The organism is Palleronia sediminis (assembly GCF_004358695.1).
GTDB classification, from domain to species: Bacteria; Pseudomonadota; Alphaproteobacteria; order Rhodobacterales; family Rhodobacteraceae; genus Palleronia; species Palleronia sediminis.
This window is the reverse complement of record NZ_SNAA01000019.1, coordinates 47280-62222: the sequence shown is the minus strand read 5'-3', so window position 1 is coordinate 62222 and position 14943 is coordinate 47280. Positions and strand designations below refer to the sequence as shown.

Below are 14943 nucleotides of genomic sequence, written 5' to 3'. Positions count from 1 at the left end.
AGGGGAAAGCTTGGCCATCTGCTCGTCGCTCAGCCAGTAGAGGTCGTCCATGTCACCGCTCCGTTTTTCGGGCCGTGAATCACGCCGAACAGCAACAATCAATGCATCCTGACCCTAGGCTTACGAGCCCGCGCCGGTCCATTCCTCGATCACGGCGCGGGCCTCGGGGGCGTTCCAGTCGGCATCGCCCGTCAGGCGCGCCACCTCGCGGCCCTCGGGGTCGATCAGCACCGTGATGGGCAGGCCCAGAACCGCCATGTCGCGCGCGATCCCCTGTTTCGGGTCGAGCCAGATCGGCAGGGTCTCGACCCCGACCTCGGCAAAGAAATCCTCGATCCCCTCGACCGAGTTCCGCCCCGTGGCCAGCGTCACCACCTCGAACGCCTCGCCGCCCATCGCCGTCTGAAGCGCGTCGAGCGACGGCATCTCCTCGCGGCAGGGGGCGCACCATGTCGCCCAGAAGTTCAGCAGGACATGCTTGCCCGACCAGTCCGACAACGTCGCCGTCTCGCCCTCGGGGTTCTGCATCGGCGCGGCCGAGACCTCTTTCGGGGCGTCGTGGACCACGAGCTTGCGCATGTCCCCCTCGAGCGCGACCCCGTCGAGCCCCTGCGCGTTTGCAGCGGTGGCGAGCGCCAGATAAAGAGCGGCGGCGAGTTTCATGTCCATACGTCCTCCGGGAGCCTGCTGTGACCGATCAGACCGATAGCCGTTCCAACGCCATGTGGGGCGGGCGTTTCGCCGAAGGGCCGCACGCGATCATGGAGGCGATCAACGCCTCGATCGGGTTCGACCGCCGGCTCGCCCGACAGGACGTCGAAGGCTCGCGGGCCCATGCGGCGATGCTGGCCGCGCAGGGCATCATCACGGATACGGATGCCGAGGCGATCCGTGAAGGGCTTCTCACGGTCTTGTCAGAGATCGACGCCGGGACTTTCGCCTTTTCGGCCGCGCTCGAAGACATCCACATGAATGTCGAGAACCGCCTGCGCGAGCTGATCGGCCCCGCCGCGGGGCGGCTGCACACGGCGCGGTCGCGCAATGACCAGGTGGCGACCGATTTCCGGCTCTGGACGCGCGAGCAATGCGACGCGGCGCTCGATTCGATCCGGCGCCTTCAGGGCGCGCTGCTCGCCCAGGCCGAGGCGGGCGCGGATTGGGTCATGCCGGGATTCACCCATCTGCAGACCGCTCAGCCGGTGACATGGGGCCATCACATGCTGGCCTACGTCGAAATGCTGGGACGCGATGCCTCGCGTTTCGCCGATGCGCGGGCGCGGATGAACGAAAGCCCCTTGGGCGCGGCCGCGCTGGCGGGCACCTCCTTTCCCATCGACCGCGACGCGACGGCGGCCGCGCTGGGGTTCGACCGGCCCTGCGCCAATTCGCTCGACGCGGTGTCGGACCGGGATTTCGCGCTCGATTTCCTGGGGGCGGCGTCGATCTGCGCCATGCATCTGAGCCGCCTCGCCGAAGAGCTGGTGATCTGGTCCTCGGCCCAGTTCCGCTTTGTCGCGATGTCCGACAGCTTTTCAACCGGCTCGTCGATCATGCCGCAGAAAAAGAACCCCGACGCGGCCGAGCTGATCCGGGCCAAGATCGGCCGCATCTTCGGCGCGCAATCGGCGCTGCTCATGGTGATGAAGGGGCTGCCGCTGGCCTATTCCAAGGACATGCAGGAGGACAAGGAACAGGTCTTCGACGCGGCCGACACGCTGATGCTGGCCCTGGCCGCCATGACGGGCATGGTCGCCGACATGAACGCCAACCGCGACGCCATGCGCGCGGCGGCGGGGGCCGGGTTCTCGACCGCGACCGACCTGGCCGACTGGCTCGTGCGCGAGGCGGGCCTGCCCTTCCGCGAGGCGCATCACGTCACCGGAAGCCTCGTCGCGCGGGCGGAGTCCAAGGGCTGCGACCTGCCCGACCTGACGCTCGAAGAGATGCAGGCGGCGCATCCGTTGATCACCGGGGGCGTGCGCGATGTTCTGGGCGTGGACAATTCGGTGGCATCGCGCACATCCTACGGCGGGACCGCGCCCGACAACGTGCGTGTCCAGATCGCCCGCTGGAAGGAGTATCTCGCATGATCCGAGTCCTTGCCCCGCTTGCCGTGCTGATCGGGCTGGCCGCCTGCGGCGCGCCCGGCGCCCCCGAGGCGCCTGCGGGCGCGGTCGAGGATACCGCCCCCCGGATCGAGGTATCGGGCACGGCCGAGATCGGGATCGGCGGCACGTTCTGATGGCGCGGGGCTGGCGCCCGGTCTTTATTGCCCTCGCCGTCTGGGGCGCCATTCACCCGATGTGGTATTTCGCGGCCTACCTGCGCGAAACCGGCAGCCTCGGGGCGCTGACCGACGCGTGGTATGTCAACGCCTCGACCACCGGGCTTGTCTGGGACCTGACCATCGCGGCCATCGCGCTGACGGTCTGGGTCGTGGCCGAGACGATCGCCACGCGCGATTGGGTTCGGCTGTTCGCGATCCCGGCGACGTTCTGTATCGGTGTGAGCTGCGGTCTGCCGCTCTATGTCTGGCTCAGGATGCGCCGGGACCGAATGACCGGCCGGAACGGAGCGACCGCGGATGACCCGACCCTCGACCCCTGACGACCTGCGCGCGCATATCCGCGCGACACCCATAGCGGGCGACCCGCCCGCGATGCGCGACGCCTTTGCGCGGCGGGTCTCGGCCGCCGCCGCCCTGCCCCGGACCGAGATCGGCGGCGTGGCCTGCGCCGTCTTCGGCCACGAGAGGCATCAGGACGGTGAGGGCACCCTGCTGTGGCTGCATGGCGGCGGGTTGGTGATGGGCGCGCCCGAGTCGCATGCCGTGATGCTGGAACGTCTGGCCGGGCTGACCGGGCTGCGGGTCGTGGCCCCCGCCTATGCGCTGGCCCCCGAGGCCCCCTGGCCCGCGCAGCGCGATGCCTGCCGCGACGTGCTGTCCGCCCTGCCCGGCCCGGTGCATCTGGGCGGCGACAGTGCCGGCGGGCAGATCGCGCTGATCCTCGCGCAGCGGCTCACGGACCGGATCGCGACGCTCAGCCTCGTGTCGCCCAATACCGACCGGACCGGGCTCAGCACGACGCGGGCGCGCGACACGGACCTGATGAACGACGGCGAAAGCGATGCCGCCTTCGCGCGGCAGGCGCTGGGCGACTATGACCCCGCCGACCCCGAGGTGTCGCCGCTGCTCGGCCCGCTGGACGAATTGCCGCCGCTGCTGGTCGTGGCCGCGGGCGCCGAGGTGCTGCTCGACGATGCGCTGTTGCTGGTGCATCGCGCGGCGCTGGCCGATGCGTCGGTGTCGCTGCGGGTCTTTCCGGGGCTGTTCCACCTGTTCCCGCTATGGCCCGACATCCTGCCCCAGGGCGACGCCGCGCTGCGCGCCATCGCCGCCCATATCGCCGAAGGCGCGCCATCCCCCCGCCCCGCATGACCGGGTCGACCGGAGGATTTTTTTCTGCAACCGTTCCCTTGCCATAGCTTGAGAACGGAGACTTGCATGAAGATCGGCTGCCCCACCGAGATCAAGACCCGCGAATACCGCGTCGGGCTTCGCCCCGGCGCTGCGCAGGAGGCCGTGTCCCATGGGCATGAGGTTCTGGTTCAGGCGGGGGCCGGGCTGGGCGCGGGATACGAGGACGACGCCTATCGCGACGCCGGCGCGCGGATCGTGGACACCGCCGAAGAGATCTTTGCCGAGGCCGAGATGGTCGTGAAGGTGAAGGAGCCGCAGCCCTCCGAACGCGCCATGCTGCGCGAGGGGCAGATCCTGTTCACCTTCCTGCACCTCGCCCCCGATGCGGCCCAGACCGAGGATCTGCTGGCCTCTGGCGCCACCTGCATCGCCTATGAGACCGTCACCGACGACCGGGGAGGCCTGCCGCTGCTGGCGCCCATGTCCGAGGTCGCGGGGCGCCTCGCGCCGCAGGTAGGCGCGTGGACGCTTCAGAATGCCAATGGCGGGCGGGGCGTGCTGATGGGCGGCGTGCCCGGCGTCCAGCCCGCGCGCGTCGTGGTGATCGGTGGCGGCGTGGTCGGTACCAATGCCGCGCGGATCGCGGCCGGGATGGGCGCGCGGGTCGCGGTGCTCGATACGTCGCTGCGGCGCCTGCGTTATCTCGACGACACGTTCGGGGGGCTTTTCGAGACCGGCTTTGCCAACGAGGCCTTTACCCAGGATCTCGTCACCGGGGCCGACATGGTCATCGGCGCCGTGCTGATCCCCGGCGCCGCCGCCCCCAAGCTCGTGACGCGCGACATGCTGCCGACGATGAAGCCGGGCGCCGTTCTGGTCGACGTGTCCATCGATCAGGGCGGCTGTTTCGAGACCTCGCGCGCGACGACCCATGACGATCCGGTCTACGAGGTGGACGGCATCATGCATTACTGCGTCGCCAACATGCCCGGCGCGGTGGCGCGCAGCTCGACCATGGCGCTGGGCAACGCGACGATGCCCTTCATGCTCAATATCGCCGACATGGGCTGGCGGGACGCCTGCCGCGCCGATCCCCACCTGGCCGAGGGGCTGAACGTCCATGCCGGGCGGCTGACCAATCTCGCCGTGGGTGAGGCCCAGGATCGCGAGGCCGTGCCCCCCGCCGAAGTTCTGTAGACGCTAACGGCTCTGCCCTTGGCCCCGGTCGATCCGGGGGATAGAATCGCCCCGTCCCAAGCGAGAAAAGGCGTCGCCGCGTGACCATCAAACCCATTCCGCCCCGCCGTCCGATGACGCTGCGCGACGTGTCCGAGGCCTCCGGCGTCAGCGAGATGACCGTCAGCCGCGTTCTGCGCAACCGCGGCGACGTATCGGACGCCACCCGCGAAAAGGTGCTGAGCGCCGCGCGCGAACTGGGCTACGTGCCCAACAAGATCGCGGGCGCGCTGGCTTCGAGCCGGGTGAACCTCGTCGCGGTGGTCATCCCGTCGCTCAGCAACATGGTCTTTCCCGAAGTGCTGAGCGGCGTGACCTCGGTGCTGGACCGCACCGACCTGCAACCCGTGGTCGGCGTCACCAACTACCGCCCCGACCGCGAGGAAAAGGTGATCTACGAAATGCTGTCCTGGCGCCCCTCGGGGATCATCGTCGCCGGGATCGAGCATAACGACGCCTGCCGCAAGATGCTCGCCGGGTCCGATGTGCCCATCGTCGAGATCATGGATATCGACGGCGAACCGGTCGATTCGGTGGTCGGGATCTCGCATCGCCGCGCGGGCCGGATGATGGCGCAGGCGATCCTCGAACAGGGGTTCGAGCGGATCGGCTTTCTCGGTACGCAGATGCCGCTCGACCACCGGGCGCGCAAACGGTTCGAGGGCTTTACCGAGACCATGGCGAAAAGCGGGCTCGAGATCGTCGATCAGGAGTTCTACGCGGGCGGATCGGCGCTGAAGAAGGGACGCGAGATGACCGAGGCGATCCTCGGGCGCAACGAGGATCTCGATTTCCTCTATTGCTCCAACGACATGATCGGTGCGGGCGGGCTGCTATGGTGCCTCGAGCAGGGGATCGACATTCCCGGCAAGCTCGGGATCGCGGGGTTCAACGGGACCGAGTTCCTCGACGGGTTGCCGCGGCGGCTGGCCACCATGGACACCAAGCGGTTCGAGACCGGCCAGCGCGCGGCCGAGATCGTGGCCGCCCGAGCCGACGGCACATCGACGGAACCGGTCCGCATCGAGATCGCGCCGGCCATCGACTTCGGCGATACGCTGCAACGCTACAAGCCCTGAGGCCCGGCCTGCGCCCGCTTGCGGGCCCGGATCAGGGCGAACACGCCCGCCGCCACCACGATGCACGTCCCCGCCGCCACGGCGGGGTCGAGCGTCTCGCCCAGGACGAACACGCCGATGGCGCTGGCAAAGACGAGTTGCAGATAGGCAAAGGGCTGCACGGCGCTGGCCTCGGCGACCTCGTAGCACCGGATCAGCATGTAATGCCCCAGCGCGGCCAGCACGCATAGCGCGGCCATCCATCCCCAGTCCCCGGCGCTCATCGGCTCCCATAGCCACAGGCCCGGCGGCGTCAGGACCGCCGCGCCCGTGACGCCGATCCAGAAGAACGACGTCGCCGTGCTGTCGCGGCGCGAGACATAGCGCGTCAGAAGCCCGTAGAGCGCGAAGCAGAACGCCGCCGTCAACGCCACCAGCGACGCGGGGCTGAAAACGCCGAAGCCAGGGCGCAGGATCACGAGAATGCCGACAAAGCCGACCCCGATGGCCGCCCAGCGCCGCCAGCCGACCTTTTCACCGAGGATCGGTCCCGACAGCGCCGCGATGAGCAGGGGATAGCAGGTAAAGACGGCATGGGCCTCGACCAGCCCCAGCAGCACGAAGGCCGCGACCATGATGCAGACCTCGACCGACAGCAGAACGCCCCGGAACGCCTGCACACCCGGTTGCGTCGTGGCCACGGCCGCGCGGATGCCGCCCGGCTGGCGCGCGGCGACGAGGCAGACGAACCCCGCGAAGAACCAGTAGCGGATCATGATGACCATGATGACGTTGTAATTCGCCGCGAGGTGGCGCGAGACGCCGTCCTGCACCGCGAAAACAAAGGTCGTGGCCACCATCAGCAGGATGCCCAGCCGGGTGTTCTGTTCGGTCATGTCGCATCGCCCGCGGCTGCCTCTCGCGCTTGGCCCTTACGCCCCAATTCCGGCGCTGTCGAACCCGTCGATGCGCCGCCCGGTCGTCATGTGACGCTTGCGGCCGAAACCCGGCACCCGCGCGACCGCAAAGCCCGCCGCCCCGAGCGCCCGTCGGACATGGCCCGCGGCGGTATAGGTGGCGAAACTGCCGCCCGGCGCGGTATGCCGGGCGACCTCGTGCAGGATCGCGTCGGACCAGAGCGCGGGGTTCTTTGCCGGGGCGAACCCGTCGAGGAACCACGCATCCGCCACGCCGCCCCATTCGGGCAGGCGCCGCGCGGCATCGCCCGCGATCACGCACAGGCGCACCGATCCGAGATCGGCATCGAGCCCGCCCGCCGCGTCGCGCCCGGCCCAGGCCCGCCGAAGCAGCGCGGTCTCGGCCGCGAGCGCGGAAAAGGCGGCGTGGGCACGCTCCATCTCGGGGAGGGAAAGCGGATGGGCCTCGAAACTGGTGAACCGGATCTGCCCGGACCGTCCCGTCGCGGCCCAGGCCCGCATCAGGACGCAGAGGTTCAGACCGGTACCGAATCCCAGCTCGGCGACGTGAAACCCGTCGCAAAGCCGCGCAGGCAGGTCGTTGCCATCGAGAAAGACATGCGCCGTCTCGGCCGCCCCGCCTTGCAGCGAGAAATACGGATCGTCGAACCGGCGCGAGACCGGGACGCCATCGCGCCAGTCGAGCCCTTCTTCGTCATGGGATTGCATCGCGGCCCCGGACCCGGTTTCCTGCGCCCATCGCTAGACGGGTCGGGGGCGGAATGGCAAGCACGCAGGACGTCACCATCCTCGGGGCGGGCATCATCGGCCTGTCGATCGCCTGGGCCTGCCGCGCGCGGGACGCAACGGTGACGGTGATCGAACCTTGCGGGCCGGGGGCCGGCGCGTCCGGCGGGCTGGTCGGCGCGCTCGCCCCTCATGTGCCCGAGGCCTGGAACGAGAAAAAGGCGTTCCAGCTCGACAGCCTGCTGGCCGCGCGCGGGTTCTGGGCCGACGTGGCCGAGGCCACGCCGTGCGACCCCGGATACACGGCCACGGGGCGCCTCCAGCCCCTCGCCGAGGACGCGGCCGTGAGGCTTGCCCATGCCCGAAGCGTCACCGCCCGCGACCTTTGGCAGGGGCGGGCCGAATGGATCGTCACCGACGCGCCCGGCCCCTTCGCACCTCGCGCGCCCACGGGGCTCTACGTTCGCGATACGCTTTCGGCGCATCTGCACCCCCGCCGCGCGGTCACGGCGCTGGCCGATGCGCTGCGCCGGCGCGGCGCGGCGATCGAGGCCGAAGGCCAGCCGCGCGGGCCGGTGATCCACGCCACCGGCGCCGCCGGGCTCGACCTGCTGTCGGAGAGCTTCGGACGGCCCGTCGGACAGGGTATCAAGGGACAGGCGGCCCTCTTGGGCCACGATGCGCGGGGCGCCGCACAGGTCTTTGTCGACGGGCTGCATATCGTGCCCCATGCCGACGGCACGACCGCCATCGGCTCGACCACCGAGCGGGCGTTCGACGCGCCGACGACCACCGACGCTCAGCTCGACGAGGTGATCGCACGGGCCCGTGCGGCCCTGCCGGCGCTGGCCGATGCGCCGGTCCTCGAACGCTGGGCGGGTCTACGGCCCCGCGCCCGCAGCCGCGCCCCCATCCTCGGGGCATGGCCGGGGCGCGAGGGCCATTTCATCGCGAACGGAGGCTTCAAGATCGGTTTCGGCATGGCGCCCGGCATCGCCGACGTGATGGCCGATCTCGTGCTCGAGGGGCGCGACCGGATTCCCGCGCCGTTCCGCTTCGACCCCGGCGGCTGAGCCGGGCGGGAAAGGGCGGCGCGATCGGGTATTTGAGAAAGAGAAGACGGGGGCGGTCCGCCCTGCCCCAAGATCGCCCCGATACGGCGCTTGACAGGCCCCGCGGGCGGCGATACCTGCCACCCCGGATGTGCGGCGTGGTAGCTCAGCTGGTTAGAGCACAGCACTCATAATGCTGGGGTCGGCGGTTCAAGTCCGCCCCACGCTACCATCCGAACCCCTATCCCTTGCAATGACGCGCCGTCTCGCGCGTGTTCAGGCCGGTCTCGACCAGCAGGCAGCGATTCTTGGCCTCGTAATAATAGCCGCGGGCATACCACATCATCGCGTCGTGTTCGTCGCCGTCGCTGACCATCCATGCGCCGCGCAGGTATTTCACCGCCCAGCGCAGGTTGCCCTCGGTCGTCAGAAGCTCGGACGCAGGGCCGTCATGGCCCATGGTCCGCGCCGTCTGCGGCAGGATCTGCATCATGCCGTAATAGGGCCCGTTGCGCGCGGCGGGGCGATAGTCGCTTTCGCGCTGGATCACCCGGTGAACGAGGCTGCGGGGCACGCCGTAATGATCGGCGTAGCGGTTGATCGTGGCGCGGATGGCCGGCGTTTCGTTCGGATTGAGCGAGAACGAGGCCTCCGCGCGGGTCACGTCGGGCTGGGGCGGACGGGCGCCGCAGGCCGCAAGCGCCAGGCAGGCGATAAGGGCGATCTGTTTCATGCCTTTTTCTGTGCCGCCCGGCGTCCGGCCGGGCAAGATAATTTGATCGCGATCGGCGCGGTTCCGCCCATCGGGCCGCTTCCGCCGCCGGTCGAAAGCCGCTAGGGCAGCGCGGATGAGCCACAACCCGCCCGAACTGCGCCCCGACCTCGCACCCCGCGCGATCCTCGGCGGCGATGCCCGCCCCGGCCAGCCGCGCATCGGCATGGTGTCGCTGGGCTGTCCCAAGGCGCTGGTCGACAGCGAGCGCATCCTGACGAGGCTGAGGGCCGAGGGCTATGGCATCTCGCCCGATTACGCCGGGGCGGACGCGGTGATCGTGAACACCTGCGGATTCCTCGATTCGGCCAAGGTCGAAAGCCTCGAGGCCATCGGCGAGGCATTGACCGAGAACGGCCGCGTGATCGTCACCGGCTGTCTCGGGGCCGAGCCCGATTACATCACCGGCGCGCATCCCACGGTTCTTGCCGTCACCGGCCCGCATCAATACGAACAGGTGCTCGACGCCGTCCATGCCGCCGTGCCGCCCGCGCCCGATCCCTTTGTCGACCTGCTTCCTGCGAGCGGAGTGAGCCTGACGCCGCGGCATTACAGCTATCTCAAGATTTCCGAGGGCTGCAACCACGCCTGCAGGTTCTGCATCATCCCCGACATGCGCGGGCGTCTGCAATCGCGCCCCCACAAGGCGGTGATGCGCGAGGCCGAGCGGCTGGTTAAGGCCGGGGTGCGGGAACTCCTGGTCATCTCGCAGGATACCTCGGCCTACGGGACCGATCTCAGGGATCGCGATGCCAAGGCGCCGATCCTCGACCTGGCGCGCGATCTCGGCACGCTGGGGACGTGGGTGCGGCTCCATTATGTCTATCCCTATCCCCATGTCCGCGACCTGGTGCCTCTGATGGCCGACGGGGCGAGCGGCGTGCTGCCCTATCTCGACATCCCGTTCCAGCATGCCCATCCGCAGGTTCTGCGGCGCATGGCGCGGCCCGCGGCCAGCGCGCGGACGCTCGACGAGATCGCGGCCTGGCGGGCCGCCTGCCCCGAGCTGGTGCTGCGCTCGACCTTTATCGTGGGCTATCCCGGCGAGACCGAGGAGGAATTCGCCTATCTGCTCGACTGGCTGGACGAGGCGCAGCTCGACCGGGTCGGGTGCTTTCAGTACGAGAACGTGGCCGGGGCGCGGTCGAACGCGCTGCCCGATCACGTGCCGGACGTCGTCAAGCAGGAGCGCTGGGACCGTTTTATGCAGAAGGCGCAGGCGATTTCCGAGGCCAAGCTGGCCGCGCGGGTCGGCACGCGCCTGCCCGTCATCGTGGATGCGGTCGATGCCGAGGGCGCGACCTGCCGCACGATGGGCGACGCGCCCGAGATCGACGGCCATCTCTATATCGACGAGGGCGCCGAAGCGCTGAGCCCCGGCGATATCGTCACGGTGCTGGTCGACGAGGCCGGGGAATACGACCTTTGGGGCCGGCTCGCCTGAGGCCGGCCGCGCTCAGCCGGCGCGCGCCGCGTCGATACCCGCGCGCCGCTCGCCCTCGAGCCGGCCACGATTGACGCAGTAGGCGGGGGCGCGGGGCGCCTCGATCTCGAGCGCGTCGAGCCATTTCGCGCAGGCGCCGGGCTTGCTGCAGGTCCGGCACCGGGCGACCAGGTCGCTCGTCTCGTCGGCATCCTCGGGCATTCGCGCAAGTCCAAGCGCCTGGCGCATTCCCTGTACGCGGTGCAATGCGGTATCGGGCATCCAGTCTCTCCGGTCTCGGTGACAACATGGATCAGACTGGACGCGGCGCGCCTCCCCCGCGCTGATCTGGATCAAATCTCAGCCGCCCGCCACGACGGCGCGCACGGTGGCGATACGGTCGGCATTGGGGGGATGGGTGCCCAGGAACTCGTTGCCGGGGTCGGGCCCGTCGTAGAAGAACCCGATGCCGCGCAGCGGATCGAACCCCGCGGCCAGCGCGATCCGCGCCCCGAGCGCGTCGGCCTCGAGCTCGAAATCCTTGGAATAGCGACGCGCGCCGACAAAGGCCCCGATATCGCGCGCGCGCCTGATGGCCACGGCGTCGCCGCCGCGCAGCGTGGCCACTGCCGCGGCCAGCGCGGCGGTCTGCCGCGCCGAGACCTCGCCCCGCGTGATATGGCCCGCGATGTGGTGGGCGGCCTCGTGCGAAAGCACGAAGGCCAGCTCGTCTGGATTCTCGGCCAGCAGAATCAGGGGCAGGGTAAAGCCGACGATGGGGCGGCCATCGGGTGCCACGGTCTGAAAGGCGTTGGGCGGCACCGTCAGCCGGTCGTCGACCACCACGCCGTAATCGCACCGGATCGCACGGCGCTGCGCGCGGCAGGCCTCGACCGCGACGGGCATGACCCGCTCGACCACGGCGATGAAATCGCGCGCGGCGATCGAGGGGTCGCGGATCGCGCGCGCGGCTTCGGGGGGCGCCGCTGCCGGAACGACGACCACCGCGGGGCGCGCGCAGGCCGCCAGGGCGAGGCACAGGAGACAGGCAAGCAATCGCATGAAGGTCTTTCCGGCTGGTGTTTCGTGCAGGATAGCGCGGGGCGATGCCGACTCCACCCTTTCGCTCGGCTCGAAAGCTGGCATAGCGTGTCCGTCATGTTCACCATCGAGCACGATTTCGACGCCACCATCGTCACGCTTGTCGACGAGCCCTCGAGCCACCGGTTCGAGGACGTGACGATCCACGCCTTCGAGGATTGCGTCACCGTGGCGCAGGCCGACGAACGCGATATCGTCCGCACCGTCACGCTAAGCCTGTCGCAGCTTCGCGACCTGGCTGCCGCGCTCGACCTGCCTGAAGGCAGCTACCGGCTGAACCGGCGCAAGGGATGAGGGCGGATCAGAGCGGCCGCGCTTGACGATGCGCCGCCCTGCGCCGACATCGGGGCGACACAAGCGGAGACCGCCATGCCCGATCCGAACCTCCCCGTACTCGAATTCCTCGCCACGCGCCGCTCGCGCCCGTCCAAGACGCTGGGCCTGCCGGTGCCGGATGCCGATGCGCTCGGGCCGATCCTGCGCATCGGACTGCGCGTGCCCGACCACAAGAAGCTCGAGCCGTGGCGGCTGATCGTGCTGGGGCGCGACGCGCTGGGCCAGCTTGCCGATCTCGTCGCGCCACGGGGGGCCGCGCTGGGTCGCGACGCCGCCGCCATCGACAAGCAGCGCAGGCAATTCGCCGACGCGCATCTGGCGGTGGCGGTGATCGGGTGCCCCAAGCCGTCCGATGGCGTCCCCCCGGTCGAACAGGCCCTGTCGGCGGGGGCGGTCTGTCAGAACCTGCTGTCGGCCGCGCTGGCCGCGGGCTGGGGGGCGCAGTGGCTTTCGGGCTGGGTCAGCCACGACCCGACCTTCGCCCGTGAGGGGCTGGGTCTTGCCGAGGACGAGTGGATCGCGGGCTTCATCCATATCGGCACGGCAAGCAGCGTGCCGCCCGACCGCCCGCGGCCCGACCCTGCCGCCCGGATCGAGTGGCGTCTCGAATGAGCTTTCTGTCGGATGTCCGCCGCGCACTGGCGCAGATCGGCGATGCGCGGTTCCAGCGAGTCTTTATCACCGGGATCGGGCTGACGCTGCTGTTGCTGGTGGCGTTCTATGCCGCGATCCTATGGCTCTTGAACTGGTGGCTGCCCGATACGCTGACCCTGCCCTTTGTCGGGCCGGTCGGGTGGATCGACGACGTGCTGTCGGGTGCCTCGATCCTCGTTCTGGTGCTGCTATCGGGTTTCGTCATGGTGCCCGTCGCCTCGGCCTTTACGGGGCTGTTTCTCGACGATGTGACCGACGCGGTCGAGGCCCGGCACTATCCCGCTTTGCCCCCTGCGCCACGCCTGTCATTCGCCCAGGGGTTGCGCGATTCGATCGCGTTTCTCGGCGTGCTGATCGTGGCGAACCTCGTCGCGCTGGTGGCCTACCTGATTTTGCCGCCGCTTGCGCCGGTGATCTTTCTGGCGCTGAACGGCTATTTGCTGGGGCGCGAGTATTTCCAGCTTGTCGCGACGCGCAGGCTGGGCCGCGAGGGGGCCGCGCGGCTGCGCCAGCGCCATGCGCTGCGGATCTGGGCGGCGGGTTGCGTCATGGCGCTGCCGCTGCTCGTGCCGGTTCTGGGGCTCGTCGTCCCGGTTCTCGGCGCGGCGAGCTTTACCCACCTCTACCACCGCCTGCCGGCGCACTAGCCCGTCGTCGCGGCCGCGGGCGGGTCCATCCGGTCGAACCAGTCGAGATCGCGGACGCTGATCCCGCCCCAGATGATGATCGCGCTGATGATCGCCCAGATCACCGTGCCGGCCACCGTGGTCCACAGGAACTTGCGTTTCATCGACAGGTCGGCCGGGGCGCCGGCATGGGTGCCCGGCTCGATCTCGCCGACATCGCCCTGCGTCCTGAGCCCGATGGGCAGCACGACGAAGAGGGTCATGAACCAGCAGACCGCGTAGAGAACCAGCGCCGAGGTGATCGCCATCAGATTTGCTCCAGTTCGATGAGGCAGCCATTGAAATCCTTGGGGTGCAGGAACAGGACGGGCTTGCCATGCGCCCCGATCCGCGGCGTGCCGTCGCCCAGCACCCGCGCGCCGCCCGCCCGCAGCCGCGCGGCGGCGGCGCCGATATCGTCCACCTCGTAGCAGATGTGATGGATGCCGCCCGACGGGTTGCGCTCGAGAAAGGCGGCGACGGGCGAGGCGTCGCCCAGCGGGTGCAGCAGTTCGATCTTGGTGTTCGGCAGGTCGATGAACACCACCGTCACCCCGTGATCGGGCTGGTCGAGGGGCGGGCCGACCTGTGCGCCCAGCGTGTCGCGATACTGGGCCGCCGAGGCCTCGAGATCGGGGACCGCGATAGCCACGTGATTCAATCGTCCGATCATGCCCCGTTCCCTTGCCGCGTCCCGCCCGACCTAAGCGGGGCCTGACGGCGACACAAGGCAGACGGCGTTAACGATACGTTCAGCCTGACCGGGTTTTCTGGAGGGGAGCGACGGCAGGAGGGGAAAGATGCAGACCGATTCGACCGGGTTCACGCTCGTGCGACGCGCCACCGCCGACAGGCCCCTTCTGGGTCAGACGATCCTGCTGGTCGAAGACAGCCGTTTCGCCGGCGAGACGATGCGCCTGATGTGCCTCAGCGGCGGCGCGCGGATTCGCCGCGCCGATTCGCTCAGGGCCGCGACGCGCCACCTGATGACCTACAGGCCCAGCGTCATCGTCGCCGATCTGGGCCTGCCCGACGGTTCGGGCCGCACCCTGATCGAGGCCGTCACCGGCGCGGGCGGCGACGGGCCGGTGGTGCTGGCCGTCTCGGGCGATCCCGCGCTCGAGCCCGAGGCGATGGCGGCCGGCGCGCATGGTTTTCTGGCCAAGCCGATCGGGTCCATCGCGGCGTTTCAGGCGGCGATCCTCGCGCACCTCCCCGCCGACGAGCGGCCGCGCGGCCCGCGCCCGCTGCCCGAGGATCGCATCGCGGTCGAGCCGGGGATGCTGGACGAGGATCTTGCGCTTCTCGCCGACCTTCTGGATGGGCGCCCCGCGCCGGCGATGCTGGGCTACGCCGTCAGTTTCGCGCGCGGCCTGGGGCGAAGCTGCGGCGACGCGGCGCTGGCCGCTGCCGCCGACGCGCTGTCGCATGCGCTGGCCGATGGCCGTCCCCATGGCGGCGAGTTCGCGGCGCTGGTGCAACTCGTGGCCCGGCGGACCGGGCGCGACCGTCTTGCCGTCTGATCCCGATCGCCCAGCAGAGGCCCCCTATCCGCCCAGAT

At 69.6% G+C, this 14943-nt stretch carries 20 protein-coding genes and 1 tRNA gene; 13 read left to right on the top strand and 8 right to left on the bottom strand.

Translation table 11 applies throughout. The features are described 5' to 3' along the window. Positions 1 to 120 precede the first annotated feature (120 nt). Complete coding sequence (locus E2L08_RS14675) at positions 121 to 669, bottom strand: TlpA disulfide reductase family protein (protein ID WP_168771165.1); 549 nt, start codon at positions 667 to 669, stop codon at positions 121 to 123. Between the two features lie 53 nt (positions 670 to 722). Between E2L08_RS14675 and argH the strand changes: the two genes are divergently transcribed. The 6 genes from argH to E2L08_RS14645 all read left to right on the top strand — a co-directional run bounded on the left by argH (position 723) and on the right by E2L08_RS14645 (position 5736). Beyond that, on the top strand, positions 723 to 2090 hold the full coding sequence (gene argH, locus E2L08_RS14670; protein WP_133397850.1) for an argininosuccinate lyase: 1368 nt from the start codon (positions 723 to 725) through the stop codon (positions 2088 to 2090). Further along, positions 2087 to 2242 carry an argininosuccinate lyase gene (locus E2L08_RS14665; protein ID WP_133397844.1) on the top strand — a complete coding sequence of 52 codons (156 nt, stop codon included), beginning with the start codon at positions 2087 to 2089 and terminating at the stop codon, positions 2240 to 2242. The genes argH and E2L08_RS14665 overlap by 4 nt, the downstream gene beginning before the upstream one ends. Further along, on the top strand, positions 2242 to 2607 hold the full coding sequence (locus E2L08_RS14660; RefSeq protein WP_133397843.1) for a DUF2834 domain-containing protein: 366 nt from the start codon (positions 2242 to 2244) through the stop codon (positions 2605 to 2607). Before E2L08_RS14665 ends, E2L08_RS14660 begins: the two co-directional genes overlap by 1 nt. Further along, positions 2585 to 3439 (top strand): alpha/beta hydrolase fold domain-containing protein, encoded by an 855-nt coding sequence (locus tag E2L08_RS14655; protein WP_133397842.1) that lies wholly within the window; start codon positions 2585 to 2587, stop codon positions 3437 to 3439. Before E2L08_RS14660 ends, E2L08_RS14655 begins: the two co-directional genes overlap by 23 nt. A gap of 66 nt (positions 3440 to 3505) precedes the next feature. Further along, positions 3506 to 4618, top strand: a complete 1113-nt coding sequence (ald, locus tag E2L08_RS14650; RefSeq protein ID WP_133397841.1) for an alanine dehydrogenase — start codon at positions 3506 to 3508, stop codon at positions 4616 to 4618. A 113-nt stretch (positions 4619 to 4731) separates the two neighbouring features. Continuing rightward, entirely contained in the window at positions 4732 to 5736 is a 1005-nt protein-coding gene (locus E2L08_RS14645) for a LacI family DNA-binding transcriptional regulator (protein ID WP_133397849.1), read from the top strand. Here the strand turns inward: E2L08_RS14645 and E2L08_RS14640 are convergent. Both E2L08_RS14640 and mnmC2 read right to left on the bottom strand, forming a co-directional pair. After that, complete coding sequence (locus tag E2L08_RS14640; RefSeq protein WP_133397840.1) at positions 5724 to 6611, bottom strand: DMT family transporter; 888 nt, start codon at positions 6609 to 6611, stop codon at positions 5724 to 5726. The genes E2L08_RS14645 and E2L08_RS14640 overlap by 13 nt on opposite strands. Before the next feature lie 36 nt (positions 6612 to 6647). Further along, positions 6648 to 7361, bottom strand: coding sequence for a tRNA (5-methylaminomethyl-2-thiouridine)(34)-methyltransferase MnmC2 (mnmC2, locus tag E2L08_RS14635; protein ID WP_133397839.1), 714 nt, complete (start codon positions 7359 to 7361; stop codon positions 6648 to 6650). 53 nt (positions 7362 to 7414) lie between these two features. Here mnmC2 and E2L08_RS14630 point away from each other — a divergent pair, with 53 nt between their 5' ends. Both E2L08_RS14630 and E2L08_RS14625 read left to right on the top strand, forming a co-directional pair. Then, positions 7415 to 8452: an NAD(P)/FAD-dependent oxidoreductase gene (locus E2L08_RS14630; RefSeq protein ID WP_133397838.1), complete on the top strand. Its 1038-nt coding sequence runs from the start codon at positions 7415 to 7417 to the stop codon at positions 8450 to 8452. Between the two features lie 134 nt (positions 8453 to 8586). Beyond that, positions 8587 to 8663, top strand: a tRNA-Met gene (locus tag E2L08_RS14625). Between the two features lie 9 nt (positions 8664 to 8672). Here the strand turns inward: E2L08_RS14625 and E2L08_RS14620 are convergent. Continuing rightward, on the bottom strand, positions 8673 to 9164 hold the full coding sequence (locus E2L08_RS14620) for a lytic transglycosylase domain-containing protein (RefSeq protein ID WP_133397837.1): 492 nt from the start codon (positions 9162 to 9164) through the stop codon (positions 8673 to 8675). A 115-nt stretch (positions 9165 to 9279) separates the two neighbouring features. Between E2L08_RS14620 and rimO the strand changes: the two genes are divergently transcribed. Then, positions 9280 to 10647, top strand: coding sequence for a 30S ribosomal protein S12 methylthiotransferase RimO (gene rimO, locus E2L08_RS14615; protein WP_133397836.1), 1368 nt, complete (start codon positions 9280 to 9282; stop codon positions 10645 to 10647). Positions 10648 to 10659: 12 nt separating this feature from the next. Here rimO and E2L08_RS14610 read toward each other — a convergent pair whose 3' ends face one another. Both E2L08_RS14610 and E2L08_RS14605 read right to left on the bottom strand, forming a co-directional pair. Next, the gene (locus E2L08_RS14610) at positions 10660 to 10908 is read right to left on the bottom strand and encodes a DUF6455 family protein (RefSeq protein WP_133397835.1); all 249 of its coding nucleotides are present in this window, start codon (positions 10906 to 10908) and stop codon (positions 10660 to 10662) included. A 78-nt stretch (positions 10909 to 10986) separates the two neighbouring features. Further along, on the bottom strand, positions 10987 to 11688 hold the full coding sequence (locus E2L08_RS14605; protein ID WP_133397834.1) for a M48 family metallopeptidase: 702 nt from the start codon (positions 11686 to 11688) through the stop codon (positions 10987 to 10989). Positions 11689 to 11784: 96 nt separating this feature from the next. Here E2L08_RS14605 and E2L08_RS14600 point away from each other — a divergent pair, with 96 nt between their 5' ends. The 3 genes from E2L08_RS14600 (at position 11785) to E2L08_RS14590 (ending at position 13364) form a co-directional block, all read left to right on the top strand. Further along, positions 11785 to 12021: a DUF8831 family protein gene (locus E2L08_RS14600; RefSeq protein ID WP_133397848.1), complete on the top strand. Its 237-nt coding sequence runs from the start codon at positions 11785 to 11787 to the stop codon at positions 12019 to 12021. 75 nt (positions 12022 to 12096) lie between these two features. Further along, positions 12097 to 12675 (top strand): nitroreductase family protein, encoded by a 579-nt coding sequence (locus E2L08_RS14595; RefSeq protein ID WP_133397833.1) that lies wholly within the window; start codon positions 12097 to 12099, stop codon positions 12673 to 12675. Further along, positions 12672 to 13364, top strand: a complete 693-nt coding sequence (locus E2L08_RS14590) for an EI24 domain-containing protein (RefSeq protein ID WP_133397832.1) — start codon at positions 12672 to 12674, stop codon at positions 13362 to 13364. Before E2L08_RS14595 ends, E2L08_RS14590 begins: the two co-directional genes overlap by 4 nt. Here the strand turns inward: E2L08_RS14590 and E2L08_RS14585 are convergent. Both E2L08_RS14585 and mce read right to left on the bottom strand, forming a co-directional pair. After that, entirely contained in the window at positions 13361 to 13651 is a 291-nt protein-coding gene (locus E2L08_RS14585) for a DUF1467 family protein (protein WP_133397831.1), read from the bottom strand. The genes E2L08_RS14590 and E2L08_RS14585 overlap by 4 nt on opposite strands. Continuing rightward, the gene (gene mce / locus E2L08_RS14580; protein ID WP_133397830.1) at positions 13651 to 14055 is read right to left on the bottom strand and encodes a methylmalonyl-CoA epimerase; all 405 of its coding nucleotides are present in this window, start codon (positions 14053 to 14055) and stop codon (positions 13651 to 13653) included. Before mce ends, E2L08_RS14585 begins: the two co-directional genes overlap by 1 nt. Positions 14056 to 14182: 127 nt before the next feature. On the opposite strand from mce, the gene E2L08_RS14575 reads away from it, so the two are divergent. Beyond that, positions 14183 to 14905, top strand: coding sequence for a response regulator (locus tag E2L08_RS14575; RefSeq protein WP_133397829.1), 723 nt, complete (start codon positions 14183 to 14185; stop codon positions 14903 to 14905). Positions 14906 to 14943: the final 38 nt, after the last annotated feature.